The organism is Actinomycetota bacterium, from assembly GCA_040905475.1.
Taxonomy (GTDB): Bacteria; Actinomycetota; AC-67; order AC-67; family AC-67; genus DATFGK01.
This window is the reverse complement of record JBBDRM010000010.1, coordinates 29244-54195: the sequence shown is the minus strand read 5'-3', so window position 1 is coordinate 54195 and position 24952 is coordinate 29244. Positions and strand designations below refer to the sequence as shown.

At 67.3% G+C, this 24952-nt stretch carries 20 protein-coding genes and 1 pseudogene; 11 read left to right on the top strand and 10 right to left on the bottom strand.

The window, feature by feature from the left end; all coding sequences use genetic code 11:
- The first annotated feature begins 461 nt into the window (after window positions 1-461).
- From WEB06_01115 to WEB06_01095, 5 genes are all read left to right on the top strand, one after another.
- Window positions 462-1355, top strand: coding sequence for an acyl-ACP desaturase (locus tag WEB06_01115; protein ID MEX2554212.1), 894 nt, complete (start codon window positions 462-464; stop codon window positions 1353-1355).
- A 2-nt stretch (window positions 1356-1357) separates the two neighbouring features.
- The gene (locus tag WEB06_01110; GenBank protein MEX2554211.1) at window positions 1358-2269 is read left to right on the top strand and encodes an alpha/beta fold hydrolase; all 912 of its coding nucleotides are present in this window, start codon (window positions 1358-1360) and stop codon (window positions 2267-2269) included.
- A 108-nt stretch (window positions 2270-2377) separates the two neighbouring features.
- Window positions 2378-4237, top strand: a complete 1860-nt coding sequence (locus WEB06_01105; protein MEX2554210.1) for a hypothetical protein — start codon at window positions 2378-2380, stop codon at window positions 4235-4237.
- Between the two features lie 205 nt (window positions 4238-4442).
- Complete coding sequence (locus tag WEB06_01100; GenBank protein ID MEX2554209.1) at window positions 4443-4682, top strand: hypothetical protein; 240 nt, start codon at window positions 4443-4445, stop codon at window positions 4680-4682.
- Window positions 4679-5089, top strand: a complete 411-nt coding sequence (locus WEB06_01095; protein ID MEX2554208.1) for a PIN domain-containing protein — start codon at window positions 4679-4681, stop codon at window positions 5087-5089. The genes WEB06_01100 and WEB06_01095 overlap by 4 nt, the downstream gene beginning before the upstream one ends.
- 5 nt (window positions 5090-5094) lie before the next feature.
- Here the strand turns inward: WEB06_01095 and WEB06_01090 are convergent, their stop codons facing one another.
- The 4 genes and pseudogenes from WEB06_01090 to WEB06_01075 all read right to left on the bottom strand — a co-directional run bounded on the left by WEB06_01090 (window position 5095) and on the right by WEB06_01075 (window position 10660).
- The gene (locus WEB06_01090; protein ID MEX2554207.1) at window positions 5095-6468 is read right to left on the bottom strand and encodes an FAD-binding oxidoreductase; all 1374 of its coding nucleotides are present in this window, start codon (window positions 6466-6468) and stop codon (window positions 5095-5097) included.
- An 11-nt stretch (window positions 6469-6479) separates the two neighbouring features.
- Window positions 6480-8036 (bottom strand): annotated as a pseudogene (locus WEB06_01085) (carboxyl transferase domain-containing protein).
- 118 nt (window positions 8037-8154) lie between these two features.
- Window positions 8155-9930: a hypothetical protein gene (locus WEB06_01080; GenBank protein MEX2554206.1), complete on the bottom strand. Its 1776-nt coding sequence runs from the start codon at window positions 9928-9930 to the stop codon at window positions 8155-8157.
- A 349-nt stretch (window positions 9931-10279) separates the two neighbouring features.
- On the bottom strand, window positions 10280-10660 hold the full coding sequence (locus WEB06_01075; GenBank protein MEX2554205.1) for a limonene-1,2-epoxide hydrolase family protein: 381 nt from the start codon (window positions 10658-10660) through the stop codon (window positions 10280-10282).
- 128 nt (window positions 10661-10788) lie between these two features.
- Between WEB06_01075 and WEB06_01070 the strand changes: the two genes are divergently transcribed.
- The gene (locus tag WEB06_01070) at window positions 10789-11820 is read left to right on the top strand and encodes an alpha/beta hydrolase (protein ID MEX2554204.1); all 1032 of its coding nucleotides are present in this window, start codon (window positions 10789-10791) and stop codon (window positions 11818-11820) included.
- The gene (locus WEB06_01065; protein MEX2554203.1) at window positions 11817-13298 is read left to right on the top strand and encodes an alpha/beta hydrolase domain-containing protein; all 1482 of its coding nucleotides are present in this window, start codon (window positions 11817-11819) and stop codon (window positions 13296-13298) included. The genes WEB06_01070 and WEB06_01065 overlap by 4 nt, the downstream gene beginning before the upstream one ends.
- A gap of 10 nt (window positions 13299-13308) precedes the next feature.
- On the opposite strand, the gene WEB06_01060 is transcribed toward WEB06_01065, so the two are convergent.
- Window positions 13309-14751, bottom strand: a complete 1443-nt coding sequence (locus WEB06_01060) for a PqqD family peptide modification chaperone (GenBank protein ID MEX2554202.1) — start codon at window positions 14749-14751, stop codon at window positions 13309-13311.
- 102 nt (window positions 14752-14853) lie between these two features.
- On the opposite strand from WEB06_01060, the gene WEB06_01055 reads away from it, so the two are divergent.
- Window positions 14854-15804 (top strand): YncE family protein, encoded by a 951-nt coding sequence (locus tag WEB06_01055; protein ID MEX2554201.1) that lies wholly within the window; start codon window positions 14854-14856, stop codon window positions 15802-15804.
- A 36-nt stretch (window positions 15805-15840) separates the two neighbouring features.
- Here the strand turns inward: WEB06_01055 and WEB06_01050 are convergent, their stop codons facing one another.
- The 3 genes from WEB06_01050 to WEB06_01040 all read right to left on the bottom strand — a co-directional run bounded on the left by WEB06_01050 (window position 15841) and on the right by WEB06_01040 (window position 19227).
- Window positions 15841-17655 carry a hypothetical protein gene (locus WEB06_01050; GenBank protein MEX2554200.1) on the bottom strand — a complete coding sequence of 605 codons (1815 nt, stop codon included), beginning with the start codon at window positions 17653-17655 and terminating at the stop codon, window positions 15841-15843.
- Window positions 17656-17761: 106 nt separating this feature from the next.
- Window positions 17762-18037, bottom strand: a complete 276-nt coding sequence (locus WEB06_01045; protein MEX2554199.1) for a hypothetical protein — start codon at window positions 18035-18037, stop codon at window positions 17762-17764.
- On the bottom strand, window positions 17995-19227 hold the full coding sequence (locus tag WEB06_01040; GenBank protein ID MEX2554198.1) for an ABC transporter substrate-binding protein: 1233 nt from the start codon (window positions 19225-19227) through the stop codon (window positions 17995-17997). Before WEB06_01040 ends, WEB06_01045 begins: the two co-directional genes overlap by 43 nt.
- A 51-nt stretch (window positions 19228-19278) precedes the next feature.
- Here WEB06_01040 and WEB06_01035 point away from each other — a divergent pair, with 51 nt between their 5' ends.
- Entirely contained in the window at window positions 19279-19770 is a 492-nt protein-coding gene (locus tag WEB06_01035) for a hypothetical protein (GenBank protein ID MEX2554197.1), read from the top strand.
- 4 nt (window positions 19771-19774) lie between these two features.
- Here the strand turns inward: WEB06_01035 and WEB06_01030 are convergent, their stop codons facing one another.
- Entirely contained in the window at window positions 19775-20215 is a 441-nt protein-coding gene (locus WEB06_01030; protein MEX2554196.1) for a hypothetical protein, read from the bottom strand.
- A 66-nt stretch (window positions 20216-20281) separates the two neighbouring features.
- Complete coding sequence (locus WEB06_01025) at window positions 20282-22084, bottom strand: CocE/NonD family hydrolase (GenBank protein ID MEX2554195.1); 1803 nt, start codon at window positions 22082-22084, stop codon at window positions 20282-20284.
- Window positions 22085-22247: 163 nt separating this feature from the next.
- Between WEB06_01025 and WEB06_01020 the strand changes: the two genes are divergently transcribed.
- Together WEB06_01020 and WEB06_01015 are read left to right on the top strand one after the other, a co-directional pair.
- Window positions 22248-22406: a hypothetical protein gene (locus WEB06_01020; protein MEX2554194.1), complete on the top strand. Its 159-nt coding sequence runs from the start codon at window positions 22248-22250 to the stop codon at window positions 22404-22406.
- A 98-nt stretch (window positions 22407-22504) separates the two neighbouring features.
- Complete coding sequence (locus WEB06_01015; protein ID MEX2554193.1) at window positions 22505-24919, top strand: S8 family serine peptidase; 2415 nt, start codon at window positions 22505-22507, stop codon at window positions 24917-24919.
- Window positions 24920-24952 lie beyond the last annotated feature (33 nt).

The window sequence follows — 24952 nt, the reverse complement described above, 5'->3', positions numbered from 1 at the left end:
TCGCCGCCGGATGGCGAACTTCGCCGGCAGGTTGGCGATCGCCGAAGCGGCAGCGAGTGAAAGGAGTCCCCTTGTAGCGGCGCGGCGGCGTTGCCGGCCCCCGAGCAGGATGAGCGCGCCGGCGGCGGCCATCCAGACGCCCGAGTGATTCGCCGCGCGCCCGAGCCTCGGGAGAGTCTTGTCGAGGACCGGTGAGTGGTACCTGGCCACCGAGTCGAAGATCTCGCGGTCCATCCGCCGCAACGAGAAAGGGATGTAGAACCTTCTCTTGCTGCCGAGGACGCGCTCCCGCACCCGCTCTCTGCGACTCATGGTCTGGAGAATTACCCCGGATCAGCTGGGCCGACGCAGCGTCGGGCGACGTCCGCGGCCGTTGCGCGTGTTTGACCTCGCTCTTACGGTAACGTAACCTACGCGGTAGTAAGTTACGGCAGCGTAACCAGGACGAACTAGGAGGCGAGATGCTGACATCCTCGAAAGACCTGCTCACCGAGCTGCAGCCGGTCGTCGGCAACGCGCTGGATCGGCACATGTCGACGGCAACGGAATGGTTCCCACACGAGTTCGTGCCCTTCGAGCTGGGGCGGAACTACGAGACCGATCCCTGGCAGGCCTCGGACAGCAAGCTCGGTGGGATCGCGCAGACGGCGCTCGAGCTGAACCTCCTCACCGAGGACAACCTCCCCTACTACCACCTCGCGATCTGGGAGATGTTCGGTGGCGACGGACCGTGGGGTGAGTGGATCCGCCGCTGGACGGCTGAGGAAGGGCGGCACTCGATCGCGATCCGCGACTACCTCATCGTCACTCGAGGCGTAGATCCCGTGGCGCTAGAGCGCGGCCGGATGGATCACGTCGGCCGCGGCTTCTACGCGAACGAGATGCCGAGCCCGCTCGACGGTCTCGTGTACGTGACCTTCCAGGAGCTCGCGACCCGGATCGCACACCGCAACACCGGCGCGATCACGGGCGACCCCGCCGCGGAGCGGTTGATGGCTCGCGTCGCTCTCGATGAGAACCTCCATTACGTCTTCTATCGGGACGTTGCCGGCTCCGCGCTCGAAGTCGACCCGAGCGCTATGGTGCTCGCCATGAACCGTCAGGTGCTCGGCTTCTCGATGCCCGGGTTGGAGTTGCCGGGCTTCCGCGAGAAGGCCATCCGGATCGCGAGCGCGGGGATCTACGATCTGCGCATCCACCACGATCAGGTGCTCGTCCCTGTTCTAAAGAAGTGGCGGCTCGCGGAGCTCGAAGGGTTGAACGACGAGGCGAAGTGCGCGCGGGAGGAGATCTTCGATTTCCTCGAGAAGCTCGACGCCTCCGCTTCACGTTTCGAAGAGAAACGCGCGAGCTAAGGATGGAGCTGCAAGAGGTCCTCCTCCACGGGAACAGGATCGGGTTTCGCCACGGCGGGGAAGGCCCGGCCGTCGTGCTCATCCACGGCATGGCAGGGAGCTCCGAGACGTGGGCGCCGATCCTGCCGGCTCTGGCACGGTCGGCGACCGTCCTCGCTCCGGACATGCCGGGACACGGCGCGTCCGCGAAGCCGCGCGGCGACTATTCGCTCGGGGCCCTCGCCAGCGGCATCCGTGACTTGATGATCGTGCTCGGGATCGATCGCGCGACGATCGTGGGACAGTCGCTCGGCGGCGGCGTCGCGATGCAGTTCGCCTACCAGTTCCCCGAACGTTGCGATCGTCTTGTTCTGGTCTCGTCGGGCGGTCTCGGCCGCGAGGTGAGCGCACTGCTCCGAGCGTTGAGCGCGCCCGGCGCGGAGTACCTGCTCGCGCTCGGGTGTTCGGAGCCCGTGCGCAAGGTGGGGATGACCGTTGGGGGATGGCTGGCCAAGGCGCGTATGCGCCCGACCCCGGGGCTGAGTGAGATCTGGCGGAGCTACTCGTCGCTCTCCGATCCGGAGACCCGCGCTGCGTTCCTACACACGTTGCGCGCCGTCGTCGACGTCGGGGGTCAGCGCGTCAGCGCCAACGACCGGCTGTATCTCGCAGCCGAGGTTCCTACGCTGATCGTGTGGGGCGACCGGGATCCGTTGATCCCGGTCTCGCACGCCTATGACGCGCACAAGGCGATGCCGGCGAGCCGACTCGAGATCTTCGAAGGCTCCGGCCACTTCCCACACCGGGACTCGCCTGAGCGGTTCGTCCGTCACCTCATCGAGTTCATGGCCTCCACAGAACCTGCGGCGCTCTCCATAGAACGGATCCGTAACCGGCTCCGTCCTCTCGAATCGCCGGGTTCGGCAGCGCTTTAACGCTTGCCGAGGACCCGCGTCCGCGAGCGATCTTGACCGAATCCGACCGATCGGTAAGATTCTAGGGCCGGTTTGTCCTAACCTGTCCAGTATCGCATCGGAGGCCCCGTGAATCGTCGCGCTCTCGCAAGTCTTCTCGTGGTTTTGCTCGCCGTAGCTTCGGCCGCGTTCGCGGATCCGCCGATCTACGATCCCCGCGTTATCAAACCGATCGGCGACGCGATCGCGAGCCCGCACGGGCAGACCGTTCGCGAGGCGCTCGGGCCGGCCGGCACGGTGCTCGACGCCGGCGCTTGCACCACCGATAGCGACTACGAACTGCGCCCCAGCGGGTTGAACTACGGGGAGAAGTGCCGGCGGCTGCGCGTCGTGTTCGGTCCGATCCTGAACAAGCCGGGACAGGACGACGTCCTGATCCAGCCGGTCACGTTCGAGAAGCCGCTCTACGACGGCTACATCGTTCGCTTCAAGCCGGGCCTCGTGGACGCGCAGGGCGTGACCCCGCCGGTCGAGAACGTGCACCTCCACCACGGCACCTGGATCAACACGTATCCGTCCTACGGTTCGGGGCCGTTCTTCGCCTCCGGTGAGGAGAAGACGATCTCGACGTGGCCGTACCGCTACGGCATGCGGGTCGGTGCGATGGATCAATGGCTGTTCCTGCACATGGTGCACAACGCGACGGCACAGACGTATCCGGTCTTCGTCCTGTACGACCTCGACTTCGTCGCGGCAGAGGACGCCGACGTCCCACAGCCCGACGGAAAGCCTTTGATCACGAACGCGCGCAACATCTGGCTCGACGCCGGCGGCAGCGCGTTCCACCCGGAAACCGAGACGTACTTCCTCAACCCGATCTTCAACATCCAGCGCGGGTTCGGGGCCGGCGGCGAGTGCCGCTTCCCGGATCTCAACTGTGCGGCATTCAACTCGAACGGCAACGTGAGCGCGCAGCAAGGGAAAGACTTCAGCCCCGAAGTCCACGGGAAAGACTTCACCATCACGACGGAAGCCTTAGGCGGTGAAACGTCCGGGACGCTCATCCTCATGGGCGGGCACGTCCACAACGGAGGCTTACGAACCGAGGTAGAGCTCGTTCGCGGCGCCGAGTCGCGGCTCATCAACATCTCGGAGGCGTATTACTGGCAAGACGAGCCGAACACAGACCGTATCGGGAACGCGCCGATCTCGTGGGACTACTCGATGACCGGTTCGACCCTGGATCACGGCTGGGCGGTCGACGTGCAGGAAGGAGACATCCTCCGGCTCAACGGCATCTACGACACCGCGATCGGCTCCTGGTACGAGCAGATGGCGATCGTGATGTCGTGGGTGGTTCCCGGGGGCATCCCCGAAGGCGTCGACGTCTTCGATCCGAGCGTCGTCCTCGATCCGTCGATCCCGGCGGTGGCCAAAGTCCCGAACGGACCCGACGGATCGCCGCTCGCGCACACCTGCGTCGCGAGCGCGACGCGGCTATGCCAGCGCGGCCAGGTTACGCACGGCCAGATCCCGACCAGCGGCAACCACGGCTCAGATCACGGCACCTCGCCGACCGACTGGGCCGCGGCCCCCGACGGCCAGCACCTGAACGACGTGCTGATCGGCGGCTTCACGTTCGGGCTGACCGACATGGGCCTGGCGGGGAGCCTCGGCGTGCCGTACGTGAACCTCGGCGAGACGATCTCGTTCCATAACCTCGACACCGCCGCGTATATGTGGCACACGATCACGCGTTGCGCGGCGCCGTGCACCGGACCGACGACGGTCGACTATCCGATCGCCGACGGTGGGAGCGGGGTGATCACGGGCGGGATCGACCCGATGGACTTCGACTCCCAGCAGCTCGGGATCGGCGCCGGGCCGAGCCAGCGGGTCTCGTGGACGTTCACGCCGACCGAGGCGGGCACCTTCACGTTCTTCTGCCGCGTGCATCCCTCGATGCGCGGCGTGTTCCGTGTGAAGTAGGTGGGTTAGCCAAGAATTCATGCCCTCCCAGTCCACGTCCTCTGGGCTCTCAGGCAGTGGGCACACAGGAGTGCGGATCGTTCGAGCAGCGGCTCGGGATTGATCCCCTGTGAGGTGCACCCCTGCCTTCGTCTTGGAGGGCATCGAACGTGCCCTCACACCTCCTCACCCGTCCCGATGTACAGCGTGATAGCATGCTGGATATATGGCGATGCGGAAGATGCAGCTCTACCTCACCGAGGAGCAGTACCGGCTCCTCCGCCAGCGCGCGGGTGAGGACGGTTCGATGGCTCGGGTCGTCCGCGATCTGATCGACGATGCCACCCGTCCGAAGGAGCCGACCGCGGACCCCTTCTACCGGCGCGTCCTCGGGCCGAGCGAGCCGAGTGGCAGCTCCTACTCCGGCGAGCGAGCCAAGCGGGACCTGTACCGGCGACCCCGATGAGGAGCGTGCTTGTCGACTCCAGCGCCTTCCTGTCGCTCGAGGACCCGGCGGAACGATCCCATGGCCGGACCCGGGGTGCGTTCGTGGACCTCATCGAAGCGGGCGCGCGGCTGCTGACTACCAACTTCGTCTTCGACGAGAGCTACACGCTGCTGCTCACCCGCCTCGGCCGCGACCGTGCCGTCGTCTGGGGGGAGAGCCTCCTCGCTAGCGAGCTGATCCCGATCGTCCGGGTGGGGGAGGATCACGAGATTCGCGCCTGGGAGATCATTCTCTCCTTCGCCGACAAGGAGTTCTCGTTCACCGACGCGACGAGTTTCGCCGTCGCCGAGAGCTTAGAGATCCGGGAGGCGTTTTCGCTCGACCGACACTTCCGTCAGTTCGGAGGCCTGTCGATCGTCCCCTGAGACTTTCAGTCGAAGATGATGCCGGGATTCAGGATCCCGTCCGGGTCGAACGCGGTCTTGATCCGGCGCATCAGCTCCAGCTTCGGGGGCTGCTCAAGGTCGGCGTAGTAGCGCTTCTTCTCCGTCCCGATCCCATGCTCGCCCGAGATCGCGCCGCCGATCTCCATCCCAGCGCGGAAGATGTCGTGGATGAGCCGGTGACGCGCTTCGGGGTCGGCCTGGAAGACCGACAGGTGGACGTTCCCGTCGCCGACGTGGCCGCACCCGGTGATGAACGAGCCGCTCGCTTGCGCAAGCTCGTTGACCTTGGCCATGTACTCGGGGATGGAGGCGCGCGGCACGACCATGTCGATGATGTCGTGCGCGCCGGCCGCCTTCGCGGCCCAGAACGCGCGCTCGCGCGCGTGGATCAGCTGCGTGCCGGCTTGCGGTGGGAGCACGTAGACGTCGAGCGCGCCCAGCCCGGCGATGAGCGTCGCGATCTCCTCGACGTTCTCTTCGAGTCGATCCGCTCGGCGGTCCTCGAGCACGACGACGAGGTAGGCGAGTGCGGTCTCCTTGATGTTCGGGGGGATCCCGAGATCCAACCCGGCGTTGTTCAGGATGCCCTGCATCGAGATGAGATCGATGTATTCGACGATCAGCGGTCCGACACCGCTCCCGACGATCCTCGGGACCGCGACCGTGACCTCATCCAAGGTCGAGAACGGCGCGAGCAGTGTCGTCGCGTGGTCGGGCCGCGGGTACAGCTTCAGCGTCGCCTCGGTCGCGAGCGCCAGCGTTCCCTCGGACCCGATGATCAGTTGGGTCAGGTCGTAACCGGTGGTCGCCTTCACGAACTTGCCGCCGGTCCGGATGACTTCACCGGTCCCGAGCACCGCGGTGAGGCCGAGTACCTGGTGGCGGGTCACGCCGTACTTCACTGCGCGCAAGCCTCCGGCGTTCGTGGCCACATTCCCGCCGAGGCTCGCCGAGTTCTCGCCCGGGTACACCGGGTAGACGAGACCGTGCTCCGCGGTGGCCTTGTCCAGCTCGTCGAGCGTGACCCCGGGCTGCACGACGGCCACGTGATTCGATAGGTCGACCTCGAGGATCCGGTTCATCCGCTCGAAGGAGATCAGGATGCCGCCCTCCTGCGGGATGCAGGCGCCTGAGAGGCCCGTACCCGACCCGCGAGCGGTTATCGGGAGGCCGTGCTCGCGGGCGAGTGCCACGAGGCCGGCGACTTCGTCCGTGGAGGCCGGCCGGACCACGAACGCCGGCCTCTGGGGGGTCGCCGTCAGCGACTCGTCGTGGGTGTAGTCCTCGCCGGCCGCGTCGCCGGCGAGCACGTTCTGCTCACCGACGATCTCACCGAGCCGAGAAGCGATGTCCGCCATGCGCGAGCTCCTTACCATGGGTCGACGGAGGGCCGCTTCTTCCCCGATCGTGCCGGGACCGGCGGTGTCGACCGGAGAGTGTTCACGATCAACGCGCGGGTGTCGGCGGGGTCGATCACGTCGTCGATCTCGAAGTGCGCGGCCATGTTGAGCGCCTCGCCGTGCTTGTAGGCGGCCGCCACCATCTGCTCGAAGGCGGCTTGGCGTTGATCGGCGTCGTCGATCGCGTCGAGCTCCCGGCGGAATCCCAGACGAACCGCGCCTTCGAGGTTCATGCCGCCGAACTCGCCGGTCGGCCACGCGACCGTGAAGAGCGGCGCGTGGAAACTGCCGCCGGCCATCGCCTGCGCGCCCAGCCCGTAGCCCTTGCGGAGAACGACCGTGAAGTACGGAACGGTGAGGCTCGCGCCCGTGACGAACATACGGGCGAAGTGCCGAACCTGAGCCGACTTCTCTGCTTCGGGCCCGACCATGAACCCGGGCGTGTCGCACAAGAACAGGATCGGAACGTCGTGCGCGTCGCACAGCTGCATGAAGCGCGCGGCCTTGTCGGCGCCCGCGCTGTCGATCGCACCGCCGAGGTGCCGGGGGTCGTTGCCGATCACGCCGATCGGCCGTCCCTCGATACGGGCGAGCGATGTTGTGATCGTCCGACCGAAGCGTGGACGCAGCTCGAGGACGGAGTCGGTATCGGCGAGGATCGCGAGAACGCGCCGGGTGTCGTAGGCGGTGCGTCGGTACTCGGGAACGACGCCGCAGAGCTCCGTCTGATCTGCGCAGGTCCATTTCTCGATCGAGCCCTGGAAGTACGACAGGTAGCGTTTGGCGACCGCGACGGCTTCCTCGTCGTCGCGCACCGTCACGTCGACGACGCCGTTCGATTGCTGCACGGAGATCGGCCCGACCTCCTCCGGGCGGAACGTTCCCAAGCCGCCGCCCTCGATCATCGCCGGGCCGCCCATCCCGATACTGGAGTCCTCGGTCGCGATGATGACGTCGCAGCACCCCAGCAGCGCCGCGTTGCCGGCGAAGCAATAGCCGGAGACGACCCCGACGAGCGGCACCATGCCGCTCAGCCTCGCGAAGAGCGCGAACGCCATGCAGTCGAGCCCGGCGACCATCGGGGCATCGACGTCTCCCGGCCGGCCGCCGCCGCCCTCGGCGAACAGGACGACCGGGAGCCGCAGGCGCTCCGCCGCCTCGAAGAGGCGGTCCTTCTTCCGATGGTTCAGGTATCCCTGCGTGCCGGCCAGGACCATGTAGTCGTACGAGAGCACCGCGGCGCGCGATCGGTCGTCCTCGAAAAGCTCGCCGTTGATGCGCCCGATGCCCGCCACGAGCCCGTCCGCCGGCGTCCTGGCGATCAGCTCCTCGACGCTTCGGCGGCTTCGCTGTGCGGCCAGCGCCAACGACCCGTACTCCACGAAGCTATCCGGGTCGCAAAGATCCGCCAGATTTTCCCGCGCGGTTCGACGGCCCGATGCGTGGCGCTTCGCGACGGCATCCTGTCGAGCTTCGTCTTTCGTGGCGGCCTGTCGTCGCAGAACGTCGGATAGGTCCGGCCGGATTTCCTCGTCGCTCATCGAGCGCTAACTGTCACCCGGAGGTCGACCGTCGCGCAAGAGTCACGCGAGCCGGCGTGCGAGCGGCTTGCTCGTGAAAACCCGCGACGTCTTCACGCCGGGTTCAGGGAGCGGTCTTGCGCCTCAGCGAATGGGCCGCCAGCGCCAGCGCGAGCAGTATCAACGCGAGGACGCCCGGATCTGCGATCCCCGTTCCGGGCAACGCTCCGCCTGTCGTGGTCTTCGTCCCACCGACCTTCGGCTTCGCGACGGGCTGGGGCTTCGGCGCCGGTTCGGCGGCCGCACCGCCGAACGCGGCCGCGCGGGTGAGCCGCGGCGTTTCGACGGCGAAGACGTCGATCCCCCGGAGGACGTTCGCCGCGTACACCAAGACTTCGTCTTCGTTGTCGGGATTCCGCGACAAGACCATCGAGTCGATCGTGAGGTCCAGGCCGGCGAAGCCTGCGATCTCCTCGAACCGGATCTGTGCCGGTGATTTCGTGAAATCGGGGTAGTAGCGAAGGACCCGCATCCCGTTCGTGTACCAGCCGAACGTGAGCAGGTTCTCGTCGGCGAACTCCTTGCCGTAGTGGGCCGTGCAGCTCGGGTTCTGGCCGAGGATGTTCGGGATGTTCCACTGCGGGAGGTACACGCCCGGCTTGCCATCGGGCTGGCGCATCAAGACGGGGTTCTTCTCGTCGCGGATGTCGTAGAACCAGACGCCGCCGCCGGGGCACGTGTCCGTCCCGAGTCCGCCGCCGCGCTCATCCGTGATCATCATGATCTTGCCGTCGGCGATCGCCTCCGCCTGATGCGCGATATAGATGTCTTCCGTCGTCGGCTTGCTGCCGTCGTGGTCGATCACGGACAGAAGCGGGATGTTGACGACCTTCGCCTTGCGGTCGCGGAAGACGTCCTTGTGCCAGTTACGACAGTCCGTGACCTTGATCCCCGGGGCGAAGATGGGGTCGGCGTCGACGAGGGAACAGGCGTCTGGTCCTTCGGTCAGGTGCGTTCCCGAAAGCCGGCCGGTCGCTTCCGAGACCTTGGAAACGTCGAGGATCATCGTTGAGCCGACGGCGGCGCAGTACGCCCGGTCCTTGTAGAAGCGGAGGTCGTGACAGCCGTCCTCGGTCTTGTCCCGCTTCTCGGCCTTGTCGTAGAGCGCAGGCCAGTAGTCGAAGTCGAACACCGCCGCCGCTACGGTCGGCGCGCAGGCGCCGGCCGGGATATCCATGCACATCTTGTAGTCCACGATGTAGAGGACGTCTTCGCTGTCCGACGTGGAGATGTAGGCGAGCCACGGGTGCAGCGGGTCGAGCGTGACGCTGTGCGCCTGGCCGTTGTTGCGCACGAGGTGCACGAGCTTCGGGTTGGTCACGTCGGCGAGGTCCACGATCTCGATGCCTCCGAAGATCGGGTCGTGGCAGCGACCGGGCGCGTCCATGCCCATCACGACCCAGCGTCCGTCCGGCGACCAGGAGATGTCGTTCTCCCATCCGCCGTACGCCAGCGCGATCTCGATCGGATCCGTGCTGCCATCCGACACCTGCATCAGCGCCGAGCCAGGACAGCCGAAGGCCGACGCGTACTCGCTGACCGTCGTCGGCGCAGCGGGGTCGGTCACGTCGATGACCGAGAACCCGTACACGGAAGAGCCGGCGACGATGTACCGTTTCCCGTCGCGCGTGAATGGGGGAACCTCGCCGAGTGTTCCGGCGAATGAGCGGCCGGTCGGCGTGTTCCCGACGAACCTGATCGGACCCTCGGACAGTAGGGCCGGCGGCGCCGGAAGCGGCCCGGGGATGATGCCGAGCTGCGGCGGGACATGATCCGCGCGGGCGATCGTGGGAAGTGCCGCGAAACAGATGGTCAGGGTCATGATCGCCAACCGCCGCATGTCATCCTCCGGGCCGGATCGAGCGCGACCCGGTTGGGGTCGCTCAGGAGCGGTTCGACGGAGGGGGCCCTGTTTCCTCCGAGGGGTCGGGGCCGGCGGGGCCCCAACGGACCTCCACCCGGGGTGGGTTTCGCCGCCCGAGGAAGGCGAAGACCACTTGGAGTGCGGGTTCGGCGAGCTCGGGAAGCGCGATGGCTCCGTAGGTGCGGAGGCACTCCCGGATCAGCTCGTCCAAGCCGCCGACCAGGGCAAGGAAAGCCTGATCGGGGAGCGCGGTTAACCGTGGATCCTCCCGGCGAGCCCGTTCGTGGAGCGACGTCCCCTGCGAGATCTGCGGCTGACCCCCGGCTCAGCTCTGCCCAGTCAGGAACGCTGTGACCTGGGCCATGTCGAAGTAGTCGCGCCAGGCGGCGATCTTGCCTTCCCGGATCTCGAAGATCCCGGCGACGGGGAAAGCGCCCTCCCGGCCTTCGGTCGTGCGGAAGACGTCGACGCGTTCGTTCATCACGACATCGCCGGACGCCACCTGATGGAGGATCCGGAACTCGGCGGTGTCCACGCCGGAGAGGAACCCGGTGAGGAACCCGCGTATCGCCTCACGTCCTTCGAGGGCTTGCATCGGCATGTTGTGGTACACGCCGTTCTCGGTGAAGTAGTCGGTGAGAAGATCCGGGTTCTTCTTCGACCACGCCTCGCAGAACTCGCGGACGAGCCCATCGGGATCGTTCATCTCGCGCTCCTCCATCGTCGGCCGGACTTCAGTCTGACCCCAGGATGGTCCCGCGGCCAAACAGCCGGCCGGGGAGGAACCCGAGGGGACGAAGCGGAACTATCCCGATACCGTCGGAGGGGGGTTCAATGGGTCGGATCAGGGTGGCGCTCGCACTTTCGATCCTGCTCTGTCTTCCGCTGGTTCCCCGCTCCGCGCCCGGCTCCGCCCCGATCACTCGTGAGCCGGTTGCCTTCCAGGTGACCAACCCGCTCGACCCGCTCAAGTCCTACACGGTAGAGGGAACGCTCATACGCCCGGCCGGCTGCACGACGTCGGTGCTTCTGGCGATGCACGGGCTTTCGTACGGGAAATGGGCTTGGGACTTCCCGCTCGAGCCCGAGACCTACTCGGTCGCCCAGGCGCTGGCCGAGCGCGGCTACGGCATGGTCGCGATCGACCGGCTCGGGTACGGAGCGTCCGCAGGCTCCGGCTCACCCGACCAACCGAACGGCTACACGCTCACCGTCGAGGGGTATGCGGAGATGACCGCGCAGATCGTCCGGCAGCTCCGCGGCGGGACGTACGAGGCCACCTTGCCGAACGCCTTCGACCGGGTCGGCTTGATCGGGCACTCGGCCGGCACGGAGATCGTGGAGCTCGCTGCCGGCCTGCATCCGGAGCTCGCGAGCGTCCTGATCGCAACCGGCTATACCCACGAGCCGTTCGTGAACAATCACTGGCTCCTGCGGCAATGGGTTCCCCGCGACAACGTGGCGGCGCTCCAGGACGACTACATGTATTTCGAGAGCGATCCGGATACGCGCGCGGCCGACTTCTACACATCCCTGTCCGATCCCGACGTGGTGGCGCTCGACAACGCGCTGGCGAATCTAACCCCGTCGGGCGAGATCTTCTCGATCAGCTTCCAACCCTCGCGCTACGCGGTCCCGCTGTACGACGGTCCGGTTCTGCTCGTGCTGGCCGAGGATGACGTGCTTTTCCCGGCGCACTTCGGTGAGAACGAGCTTCTCCACTTCGTGCGCGCCTCAGACAAGACCTTGCAGGTTGTGCCGGGAGCCGGGCACTCGTTCATGCTTCACACGAACGCACCGGCGACGAACGACGCGATCGCCGATTGGCTGGACGCGCGGAACGGGACGCACCCGAGGTGCTCGTGAGGCGCCGCCGGATCGTCCCCGGGCTTCTGGTGCTTCTCGCGTCGCTCGGCGTCCCGCACATGGGAGGCGCCTCGGTGCCGAACCCGATCGTGGAAGGGCCGATCTCCGGCGGGATCCGCGGGCACGCGTGGAACGCCAGCCTCTACGACATCGCACCGTACGGGTACGTGGAGGAAGAGTTCTTCTACGGCGGGCTCGCGCGCACCCGCGGACCGCTGGCTCCGATCGCGGCCCCGTACAAGAGCCGCATGATCGTGAAGCGGCCCGCCGATCCGGCCGCGTTCAACGGGACCGTGATCGTCGAATGGCTCAACGTGACGGGAGGAACCGACCTCGAGACGGTGTGGCCGGTCGCGTGGGAGTTCCTCGTACGGAACGGCTTCGCGTATGTCGGCGTCTCGGCGCAGCTGGCCGGCCTGTGCTGCGGGCCCCTCGCGCCGAAGGGCTGGGATCCGCTCCGGTACGCGACGATCTTCCATCCCGGCGACGAGTACTCGTACGACATCTTCTCGCAGGCGATGAAGGCGCTCCGCGATCCGCTTCTGAACCGAACCACGATCGGAACGCCGAAGCCCGTGGATCCGCTGGGTGGGCTGAAGCTGCAGCACATCGCGGCAGGCGGCGCCTCGCAGTCGGCAAGCCGGCTCACGTCGTACATCAACGAGGGGTACGACGCCGAAGCGGGCCTCGTCGACGTGTTCAACATCACGCGCGGCGGCGGACCGTACGACGACTTAACCACGCCGATCCTTCAGCTGAACGAGGAAGGGCAGGATGAGCTTCCGGCGGACAACGATCGGTACCGGCTCTGGGAAGAAGCGGGAACCTCGCATGCGCCGGCGGCGTGGTGGAACTACATCTGGGCCATGCAGATGCGCGACGCAGGTACTCCGTCGGTCCCCGACGCGGTGACGGCCGCGTGCTCGACGAACCGGGGATCGGTCGATTATTCGGCGCGAGCCGGGCTCTGGTGGACGCACCACTTCCTGACCACCGGCGAGCTGCCGCCGAGCATCCCGCGGATCGAGCGCGACGCCGACGGCTCCGTGAGGCGAGACGCGAACGGGCTTGCGGTCGGCGGGATGCGCCATCCGTTCGTCCAGGTGCCCGTGGCCTACAACTCCGGCGAGGGATGCCCGCTGTGGGGCTTGTACAAGTCGTGGCCGGCCGAGAAGATCACCGCGCTGTACGCGACGCACGCCGACTACGTGTCGAAGGTGACGGCGTGGGCGCAGTCCGAAGTCGCGCTCGGCTGGCTCCTTCCCGACGATGCCGCAGATGTGATCGCGAAGGCGGAGGCGTTCGACGGGCCCTGGGGCGACGCGTCTTGCTACGACACCTACAACGCCACAGGGAACGAGGACGGTCCGCTCTCCAGCGCAGTGTATGACCTGAGCTTCGATCCCAGTCTCCCGCTCGGGACGCAGTCCGCGCTGCGCGATGTCTCCTGCAACGCGCTGGTGCCGATCGGCCTTTGAACCGTCCGATCTAAGGCGCGGCCTGAGCGGGCGCCGGTTTCTCCGGCGGGACGCCGACCCCTTCGAGCAACCCTTGTCGTCCGAATCGCCGAACGACCTCAAGCACGGCTTCCTGAACCTCGCCCCTGTCGCGTTCGAACACCTCGGCGATGTCGCCGACGATCTCCTCGACGGATCCGGTCCCATCCAAGCACTGCCACACGATCGCGGCCGTCGGATTGAGCACGTGCACAGCTCCGGACCCGTGGTCGACCAGAACCATCTCGTAGTCGCGCTCGGCGATCGACACATCGCTGCGGCCGACCGGAACGAACGTGGCTCCGAGCGCTTGCGGGTCGAGGAGATCCTCGGCAGGCGAAGCCACCTTCAGGTGTTCGGTGTGATCGTGACCGTCTTCATCATCGTGCTCGTGCGACGCTTCGGCTTTGGCCTCGATCTCAGCCGCGACGCCGGCAACGACCTCGGTCAGGCCGAATGCCTCGATGAGCAGATCGTTGATCTCCCCGTCGCCCGATGCGTGTGCGGAAGCAACCAGGCCGCTCGGGTCGATCAAGATCGCTCCCGGCGTGCCGCGAGAACCATACGACTTCGCCACCTCACCATGCTCATCGACTAGCGCCCCGGCGATCTCGTACTTGGTCGCGCGCTCGAGTACGGCCTCCGGGGCGCCGCTGCTCAAGACGGTCACCGTCAAGGTGTCTGCGAAATCGCGCTGCCAGCGTGCAAGCTCGGGCGCGATCCGGACACACGGACCGCACGACGGTGAGAAAAAGACGAGCAACACACGCCTGCCCCGCGCCAGCAGATCGGAGAGTGCGACCGTGCCGCCCGAGGCCCGGGCGAGGGAGAACGAGGGCGCGGCGCTTCCGACCGGTGGTGCGGTGGGGCGCCTCGCGGCCATTTCGGCGTCGGTCGGCCCGCCGGTGATGAGCGTCGTTCCACTGCGACCGAGAACGGCGAGCGCCACGGCGATCGCAACGACCGCGACGCTAACGATGACGACCCCTGGGCCGTCGAGGTCCTCGATGGCGTCGATCACGCTGCCGCCGGCGTCGGGGCCCGCACCGAACACGACGACCCCTGCGGCCGCGGCCAGGAACACGTTTCGCACAAGCGTCGACGGTCCGACCGGAGCGGAGTGCAACTGCCCGAAGCAGTGGCAGTCCGGGCGGCGTCCTTGAGCCAGGTTGATCGAGATCCCGATGATGAACGCGGCCAGCAGCCCGATGGCGGCGACCGCTCCGGCCCGAGCCGAGGTGCCGGGAACGAGCGATACCGCGATCGCGCATTCGGCGATCGGGAGCCCGAATGCGACAGGACCCACGAGCGCGCCCGGCAGGCCGAAGCCCTCCACCGCACGCCGCGTTCCCTCGCGATCACGGAGCTTCGCGATCCCCGAGACGGCGAACACCGCCGCGAGCATGATGCGGAGCACGACCGAGGATGCGTCCATCGAGATGCGAATCCTACCGGCCCTGCAGCCTTCGTCCGCCGGACTCCGCGGAGGCCTTTGCCGGATCTTCCGCATCCGGCCGCCGTGCTACCCTCCGACGCCGTGAAGCTTCGCTCCACACTCGGTGCGCTCGCGTGCTTGCTCGTTCTCGTCTCCTGTAGCTCGTCTCCGAGCTTCGAGGGCACGTTGTTCGTCGCGGACACGAACTCGAAGGACGTCGCCGTCGTAGACGCCGGATCGATGAAAGTGCTCGCGCGGATCCCGTTGCCCGGAAAACCGCACGGCGTCGATATCGAGCCGGGCGCCAAGCGGATCTGGGCGTCGAACATCGAGGGCGATTCCGTTTCCGTGATCGACATCGCTTCGCGGAAGGTCGTTACCTCGATCAAAACTTGCGTGGGTCCGGTCAACGCCGCGTTCGCGGCGGGTCGCGCCTTCGTCGCCTGCGGCGACGGCTACATGACCGTGATCGACACGACGACGCTCACCGTTCTCACGACCGAGGCGATCGGGTTCGCGCCGCACCAGATCATCGCCGGACCCGGCGGTCGTCTGTGGGCGGTGAACCGCGGGTCGAACGATCTCAGCGAGATCGACCCGGCGACGGGAACACTTGTCTCGCGGCACCCGGCCGGGCCCTTCGCCTACGACGCGGTGTTCTCGCCGGACGGCAAGTACGCATTCGTGACGAGCAGGACGTGGAGCGCGGTGTCCGTCCTCTCCACGGATGATTTCCAGATCCTCGGGTCCATCAAGGTGGGGAAGGATCCGTCGCTGCTCGCGATGGCGCAGGACGGAAGGCGCCTCTACGTGACGAACAAGAACGACGGCACGGTGAGCGTGATCAACGCGCTGACGTTCCAAGTGGTCGACACGATCCGGGTACAACAGGAGCCCGGGGGGATCGCGATCTCCCCGGACGGAAGGCTGCTCTTCGTCGCGAACTTTGGCTCCGACACGGTGTCGGTGATCGACACGGAGAACCACCGGGTAATCAAGACCATTCCCGTCGGCGATGCCCCGGACGACATCGCGATCCTGTCAAAGGCGTAACGGTTCGCAGATTAATTTCCGGCTCGTGTTCCGGCGCTACGCCGCCGGACCGCGCCGCTGGCGACGCGAAGGGCCGCGGAGCGATCTCGACGACCAGACGCCAACCGCGGTGGCACCTGCGAGCAAAGCTCCGCCGGTCAGACCCAATGCGCCCGATTCGAGCCCCGTTCCCGGCAGCGCTCGGCCGGAACGCACGCTCGGCTGGGGCGCCGGCTTCGGCGATGCGGGCTGGGGCGCAGCGAGTCCGGCAGGCGCGAGGGCGGTCAGCTCCGGATGCTCGATCACGTCGAAGCCACGACCGCGATCGCCCGTGAAGATGAAGCCGTTGTGGAAATACGACGACCACGTATCGGCCTCTGCCCCCCTGACCTGAGCGACCAACGTGGGCGCTGCGGGGTCGGTGAAGTCGATGATCGAAGTTCCCGCGGTGTAGGAGGCTGCGACCATCCAAGGCCGGTCGGGGACCATGTTGAAGTTGTGAGCGGTGCATACGTAACCGAGCACCGCGACGTCGGTAAGCCCGGGGGTGCCCGTCCACCCTCGCAGGACGGGCTGATGCTCATCGGAGATGTCGTAGAACCAGTAAGCCCCGGTCGGATTCGCTCCCGCCGGATCGCACAGGTGAGCCCCGATCGCTTCGTCGGCGATGACGAGCACTTTGCCGTCCGAGCTCGGAGCTGCCCCGTGGTGCAGCTGGATCACCGGGTTGAAGATCGAAGAGACGACGGTCGGGTGGACAGGATCGGTGATGTCCATGATGTGCGTCACGTTGGAGCCGGCGCAGTATGCGCGGTTCCCGACGACGTTGATGTCGTGACACCCGAGCGATTGCGGTGGGGTCCAGGTGCCGACGATCTTGGGATTCGAGGGATCGCGGATGTCCACGATCGTGGTGGGGAATTCGTCCGGGCTCGTCCCGAGGCCACCGGGGTTGGCGTAGACGTATCCGGTGTCCCCGACGATGGTGAGCGTGTGCGTCCCGGCCGGCCCGATCTTGACGAACGCGGTCTGCGTCGGCCGGGTGGGGTCGGTGACGTCGATGATGCGAAGGCCGCCCTCGTCCACAGGCGTACATCCGGGTGTGCTTCCCGAACTGTGCATCCCCATGACGACGGTCGTGCGGTAGACGCCGACGTCGTTCTGGTTTCCCGAGCACGGGAAGCGGCCGATCAGTCGCGGGCGGCGGGGGTCGGCGATGTCGAAGATCCTCAAACCGCCGTCCGTGCCGTCGTAGGAGCCGACGAACGCGAGCGTTCCGCTGAAGTCGAGATCGGTCCCGCCGGGGAACGCGATCGAAGCGATGAGCCGCCCGTCGCCGGTGGTCTCTGCCGTCAGGTCTCCCGGCCGGGTCACGAGCGACGGCGCGGCCGGCTTTGGAGGTGGCAGGAACCCGATGCTTCCCTCGTAGGCGGTGGTGCCGCCGTACGCCACCGCGATGACGCGGTAGGTACCCGGTTGCGGCTCCTTGATCACGATCGTTTCGGAATCGGTGCCGGCGCTCAGCTCGGACGTGCCGTCGCTACACTCCGGGTCTTCCTGTTGGGTTCCCGGGCACACGAAGAGGTCCAGGTCGTTGGCGTTGTCCTCCCACGAGATCGAAGCTACGAGTTCGCGCGTCTCCGTCTCGTAGAAACCGGCCGGGACCTCCAGCGTGAGCGTGAACGTGTCGCAGATCACGCCCTCGACACACAGGGGCGGACCGGCGATGGGTGCGCCCGTCAACTCGGCTCCCTGGTAGCTAAGAGTCGGCGAGGTGGGACTGACCGTTCCCGAGTCGGGGGTCGCACCGCGAGCCGGGAACACGCCGGCGAGCAGGCCTACGATCGCGATCGCGGTAAGGATCCGTCTCATCGCCCTGCGCCTCCTTCCGAAACTCCCGACAGGGTTCTTCGCGCTACGACGCCATTCCTTCCTGCCGGCACGCTGGGATCGGGCAGGCGACCATCCCGGCGACCGCTTAGAGTCCGAGCCGCGCCCGGTCCTCGGCCGAGAGGCTGCTCAGGATCTTCGACGCGCCGAGCGACGGGTGACCCGAGGGGGTCGCGATCGTAGCCGGGTCGAGAACCGCGACCCTGCGTCCGTCGTGACAAGCGATGCAGCCGGCTTCTCGCTGCTCGAGGCGGCGGAACTCATCGGGCAGCGGCGGGACGTCGTTGCCCCCGCACGCGGTCAGGCTCGCCAGCCAGGCCGCTAGGCAAACTCCGGCGCGCCGCGCGCGGCGGCCGGCGGCCACACCAGGACCGGCTTCCCATCTTGCCACTGCCACACCACCCCGAAGGCACGTAGGTTCTGCCCGGACTCGGGTCCGCCCGCGGGCGCGAAACGGATGCCGGCGCCGTTCGGCAGACTCCCGTCCGGGATATCGATGGAACGGGCCGCCGCCGCGATGTCCGTCGGCGCCAAGGAGCGGGCCCGGGGGAGCGTGTGCGCGAGCAGCGCCCAAGCGCCGGAGAAGCCCATGTACGCCGCCGCCTCCGGTGTGCCCGCGTAACGGTGGAGGTACCGGGACCGCAGCTCCTCCGCCAGGGCTCGTCCTTCCGTCGTGAGCGCGGTCGGTGCGAGGTCCATCGGCTTGTCCGAGACGAACACACCGTTGATCTTCGACCCCAGGAGCTTCGCCATCTCGGCGGTGTAGAAGGCCGCGCACTTTCCGATCAGCGCCTTGATCTTCAAACCAGAAGACACCAGCCGTTCGCGGAAGCGCGCGCCGTCGTGGAGGTAGCTCGCGGCCACGACGATGTCGGGCTCGAGCCGGCCGAGCGAGGTGAGGATGCCGGCGAAGTCCTCCTTCACCGGATCGTAGGGGAAACTGCCGACGAGCCGGAAGCCTCGCGAGGCGGCCTCGCGCTTGATCCCCTCGCCGACCGACGAACCGTAAGGGTCATCCTCGTAGACGACGGCGACCTTCAGGTCCTTGGTCGCGATCTTGAACTGCGGGGCGAGCACCTTCGTGGCGAAGCCGGCGGCTTGCGCGGACAGAACCGCACCCGATGGCCCCATCCGGAACACTTCCGGGTAGCCGCGTCCGGTCACGAGGTCGGCGACCGCGCCCGTCTCCCAGTAGAGGATCCCTTCCCGGTGTGCGGCTTCGCTGGCAGCGAGCGCGAGCGTGCTCGAGTACGAGCCGATGATCACCGGCACGCCTTCGTCCGCGAGGCGATGCGCCTCGCGCCACCCGGCATCGATGTCGGGCGCGTCGGCGCTCACGAGCTCGACGGGCCGTCCGCGGAGACCGCCACGCGAGTTGAAAAGCTCTACGGCGATCTCGACGCCCCGGAGTTCCTCGGTGCCGAAGCGCTGCAGCACTCCCGTCGTCGGGTACAGCGAGCCCAGCTTGACCGGCGAAGGGTCCGACCGGACGGTCGAGGTGCACGCCGCTAGCACAAGCAGAAGGGCGGCCCTCGCGTAGCGGGACGGATTCAATGGGTACCTCCTGGCAAGGGCGTGGAAGCCCATGTTCGCCGACGCGACGCCATGCTAGTTGCAGCGGCGGCTCCGGCGGCAAGGACGGCCGCGAGCGCGACCAGGCCGCTGGGCGGAGGAAGACTGAGCGGCTCGGGAGCCGGTGGTGGATCGCGCGGGAAGGCTTGGTCGTACGGGAAGGCGGAGAACGGGAACGCTGCGAATCTGGTGTTCGACGGAGCCACCGGCGTCGTGGGGATCGCGCTGTTCGTCGCGCCGGCGGTCGGGGTGGTACCGGGCACCGGTACGGCTCCGCCCGGTGAGGTCGGCTTCGGGTTCGGCTTGGGCTTGCCCGTGGTCGCCGTCGCGGTCGGCTCCGGCGGAGGGTCGTCGGGTGGGGGCGGCTGCGTCGGTGTGTGTTTCGGACATATCGAAGGCGGACATCCGCCCGGGATCGGCTCCGCGTCGGCGACGATCGTGGGCACGCCGCCGCTGATCGCACAAGCACCGAGGAGCATCGCTGCGCCGCAAGCCGTCAGCGAAAGGACGAGCGTTCGCGCGTGAGCCATCACGTCACCTCGAAGGTGACCTCTTGCACCACGCGCGGCGCGAACGGCGCGTGGTCGCTGGCCACGAACTCGACCCGGATCACGTGGCTCCCCGCGGCGACGTCGGGGATCTGCTGCTCCAGTCCCAACGTCATCGAGATCAAACGACCGTCGAGGAGTACGTGCAAGTGACCCTCATTCGGCTTGAGGTTCGACGATGTGAACTCAACGAGTTTCGCTTCGTCGAGCCCGACGCGAAGCGTCACGGTGGGCCCGCCCTGGGCGTCCCCCGCTTTGGGAAGGAGGATCTTGAGCTTCGCGGTGCTGCTCGGCCGGGACGCGGCCGTGCTCGGCGCGCCGGGCGTCGCCTGTGACGTTGGGCCGCCCCCGCATCCCGCCACGAGCGCGGCCATCAGCAGCGAGGCGGCGAACATCGTCAAAGGGCGCGAGCGGCCGGACATGATGCCGCCACTGTAGCGACACCCACAGCCCCGGCACAGGGCCGATCTCCAGTCCGCTCTCTCCGGTTACGCCCCCGGGTTGCACCGCTCCAGTCCGACCTGTTGGCCGCAGGCGAGCGGGGCCCCGAGCGCCGGCAACGGCACGAAAGGCAGCAGGATCGAGGACGGGTGCTCGGCGTCGTGGAAGATCTGGTTCACGCCCGGCGGCGTCGTCGGGATGTAGAACGCGATCGAGTCGGCGATCGGCGGAGTCGTGACACGCAGCAGCAGCCGGTGCCCGGCGCGGAACACGTGGCCGAGCGGGAAGACCTCGATCTCGTACTTGTAGATCTCACCGGGCGTGATGAGGTTCAGCAGCGTATTGGTGTGCGGGTTGTACGGACGGTAGATCTCTCCGCCGGGAGTGAAATCGGTACGGGCGAGGTCCAGCTCGCGGTGGGACGCCTTGAGCATCCCGCGCTGGAGCCGGGTCATGTTGCCGTCCGCGTCGACGTCGTTCACCTCGACGTAGAACTCCGTGTCGACGGCGAGCGACGACGCATAGAGCGTGACGTCGATCGGGCCTGCGATGCCGACGTCCTGCGTGAACGGCTCGGTCTGGTACCGGACTTCATCGGGAAGGTCGGCCGTCGTCAGCTCCGCTCCCACGTTGGTCGCGTAGTACACCCAAGCGCCTGCGCGTTTGGATCCCGACACGTACGGATCCGCCGCTTCGGCCGCGCCTGGCGGTGTCGGGCCGAGGGCGTTGCCGGTTCCGAAGTAGTAGCGCGTCCATTGGGTCACATCCAGCGGCCAGTTCGCGTCGGCGAGGACCCCGTTCGGCTCGAGGGAACCCTCGACGTCGTGCATCTCGAAGAAGACCTTCACCCGCTTCGACTGATCGAGGATGTCGCCGAAGCACACACCTCGCACGTAGCAGTCGAGGAACGCGACGCGGTCGTCGCGGATCTGCGGCGGCGAAGTGTTGGTCGAGTGAACGCCGTTCGTGAGCAACAGGCGCTTCGGCAGATCCGGTTTCAGCTCGTCCAGCCGTTGCCAAAGCAGGTTCGAGCCGCGCGGGCCGGTCTGCTCGTCCTGATAGCTCTGCACGATGTGCGTCGGGATGTTGATCGCGTCGATGTAGGTGATCGTCGAGTGTGACTTCCACCACTGCCCGTCCTCGCCGAGCGCGAGCACGCCGTTCAGGATCGCGTTGTCCGCAACGTCGGGTGGAACCCGACCGAGCTGATTCGTCAAACAAGTCGCATCACCGGACTGCAAGCCGGGGATCGTGCCGCTCGTGTGCTCGGACGCGGGGCGGTAGGCGCCGGTCCAGATCAGCGGGAATCCGAAGTTGGAAACGCCGCCCATGTAGACGATCCCGCGATAGAGGTCGTCGATGAGGCCCGACACCGACATCGCGACGAGGTGTTCCGGCTGGGTCGAGGCGACCAGCCAGCCGGTGAGCCCCGAGTACGAGTGGCCCCAGATCGCGACCTTGCCGTTGGACCATTCCTGGTCGGCGATCCACTCGATCACCTGGTTCCCGTCCTCCGACGAACGGCGGTCGAAGAGGTCGAACTGTCCGCCCGAGCACGCCGTTCCTCGCAAGGACATGTGCACGGTGGCGTAGTTGCCGTCGCCGAACGTCTTGCTGTCCGCGTTCATCGGGTCGGATGCGCCGCCGTAGCCGTCGATCTGGATGATCGTGGGCCACCCGCCGACCGGCGCGGCGCCGGTGGGGAACTGAACGTTCACGGCGATGAGCGTCCCATCGCTCATCTCGACGTAGTGGGTCGGGCCGTCGGCCGGAGCGGTCCCCGGCACCGCCAGGGAGCCCAGAAGCACGACCCCAACGAGCAGCATCTTCGTAAGCAAGCGTCGCGTCACGGCTGGCCTCCGCCTTTTGTTCAACCTGGATAAGTCTGGACAATTCGCCTTCGCGCGCCCGAAGTCCTTTCCTTGATGCGCGCTTCGCCTGGACCGGGCGGCCAGGAGCATTGCCGGCGGGCGTCGAACCAGACCCCATAGCGCCGGTTTCCAGGGAGGATCGATGCGTCTGAACCGTTCCGTAGCGCTCGCGATCGGCGCCTTGCTGGCCTTGAGCTTGTCGCCGGTGCCGGGCAGCCCGGCCGCCCGCTCGAAGCCCGGCCCGCTGTCGCGCCCGGGCATCTCGCAGCTCCTGGCGCTGCCGTCCGGGCCCAGAAGCTGATCGGTATCGCGACCTACCCGACGGCGCCGCCCTCCGCCGCCAAGGCGAGGGCGCTCCGGAGGCTCGGGCTCGTCGTCCAGCCACTGAAGCACCTGCCGATGGCGTTCCTCCACGGGACGAAGGCACAGATGCGGGAAGCCATGATCAAGGGCCTCGCGAAGGACATCTATCCGAACGAGAAGGTCGACTATCACTCGCGAGAGTCCCGCGCGTCCGTTCGCGCGGACTTGATACCGACCCACCTGACCGGCAAGGGCGTCGGCGTCGCGATCCTCGACACGGGGATCGATGCCACGCACCCCGATCTCGCCGACCACGTGACGCACAACGTGAAGTTCGTCGGGCCGGAATACCTCGGCATCACCGGCTTGTACGTCGACCCGAACATGCCGCCGGGCACGTTGATCCTTCCGATCGACCAGCTGCCGTACAACAACTCGGACCTCAGCTCCGGACACGGAACGCACGTCGCCGGGATCGTCGCGGCCGACGGCACGACGACACCGGATCAGGTGGGCATGGCTCCGGACGCAGAGCTGATCGGCTATGGGACCGGCGACGTCGCGCTCATCCTCACGATCGTCGCGGCCTTCGAGAACATCATCGAGAACCGCGACGCGTGGAACATCGACGTCGTCAACAACTCGTGGGGGAGTTCCTTCAAGCTGTTCGATCCGGACCACCCGATCAACATCGCGACCAAGGCTGTGGCCGACGCGGGAGTCGTCATCACGTTCTCGGCCGGCAACAGCTACGCCGAGATGCAGGTCAACCCATGGTCGATCGCGCCGTGGGTGATCTCGGTCGGATCCGGCACGACCTCGGTCCAGCGTTCGAGCTTCAGCTCGGGCGGCCTGCGCTTCGACAACTCGATCCCGATCCCCCTCCCCGAGACCGAGCACGTCCGCTTCGACGGCGATCGGATCGGGATGTACCACCCCGACATAAGCGCGCCGGGGAGCGACATCGTCTCCAGCGGCACGCCCACCGGTTTCTATGTGAATCTGGCCACGGTGCCGCCCGCCCCCGGCGGGACGGCGACCGCGTCGGGGACCAGCATGGCCGCGCCGCACGCCGCCGGCCTCGCGGCGCTGCTGCTGCAAGCGCGCCCGACGCTCACCCCGACGCAGGTCCGCGAAGTGATGCAGGTCACGACCGTGCGGATGCGCGACAACACGCCGTTCTGGCACGCCGGCTACGGCTGGATCGACACGGTCGAGGCGATCAAGCTCGTCGGTCGACCCGATTTCTCGCCGGCGCTCCTCGCGAGCCTGCAGGCGAAGCGCGACACCACCGTTCGCGCCGAGCGGGAGTTCTCGGTGGTGTCCTCGGATCTGTGGACGTTCACGCCGACGCTTCCGGCGACCGCGCTCGGCCTCGAGACCGTGAGCTACGAGGTCGACGTGCCGCCGACAACGAAGGCGTTCAACGCCACCGTCGCGTTCCCGGCCGTCCCGCTCGCCGGCAATCCGCTCGGCCTCTTCGACTGGCAGCTCGTGATCACCGACGCAGCCGGCACCGAGGTCGCTACGAGCGTCGTTTCCCAGGACACCGGGCTCTCGTCGGTCTTCGTGGACCTCGTCAACGCCAGGACGGACGACGCCGGGAACCTGATCCAGCCGCCGAAAGTGACCTACGGTGAGTGGACGATCGACGTGGTCGGGAACCTCTGGGCCCGCGACCCGATCGACCTCTTGGCTACGCGGCAGGTCAGCGTCGCCTTCGTGCAGCTGACCCCGCAGAAGAACGCACTAGCGAACCTCGCCAAGTTCGTGAAGGCGAGCGATTACACGCTCCATTTCCAGCCAGACGGCAGCGGAGGCCCCGCGACCTCGCCTGAGGGCTGCGCGCTCCAAGCCGGCGCTCCAACCGGCGGTCTTGCCCCGACGCCGGCGACCACCGACTGTCAGGCGGGCATCGCCGACTACACGACCACATATGGGGTCGGCACGCCGGCCGAGTTCGTTTCGGAGCCGTTGAAGACCACGACGACGGTCGGCGGGCTCGCGAAGTTCACCTTCTACTTTGCGCATGAGAGTCAGCCGGTGCTGGGCGCCTACGGTGCCGGGAGCATCACGTACGCGCTCGACGCGATCGCGACCGACGGCAAGACCGTGGGCGTGGCGGGCGGTGAGGTCTCCGACGGAGCGATGGCGGGGCCGACTCCGACCAGGGGCGAGTATCCCTTCGTGACCCCGCCGACCGTGGTCCCCGCAGGCTCAACGCTCCGCCTGCGGTTCCAGGTTAGCTGTTTCTGCTCGGGTGGGATGCGGATGGTTTACGGCGGCGAGTTCGCCGACTCGGGCATAACGATGGGCATCGGGTCGCTGCAAGCGAGTGGCACCGCCTCGGCGCCCAAGCCGGCTCCCGCAGCGAAGGCGGCGGTGAAGGGGGCGAAGCAGCTTCCGGCCACCGGCGTCGGGACCTCGGCCGCCGGCCATCTGTTCATGCTCGGTGCGGCGACGTCGGCGCTCGCCGTCGCCCGGGCCTGCCGGGTGCGCATGATCAAGTAGGTCTGGTGGAACGCGTCGGCCGGCCGCGAAGCG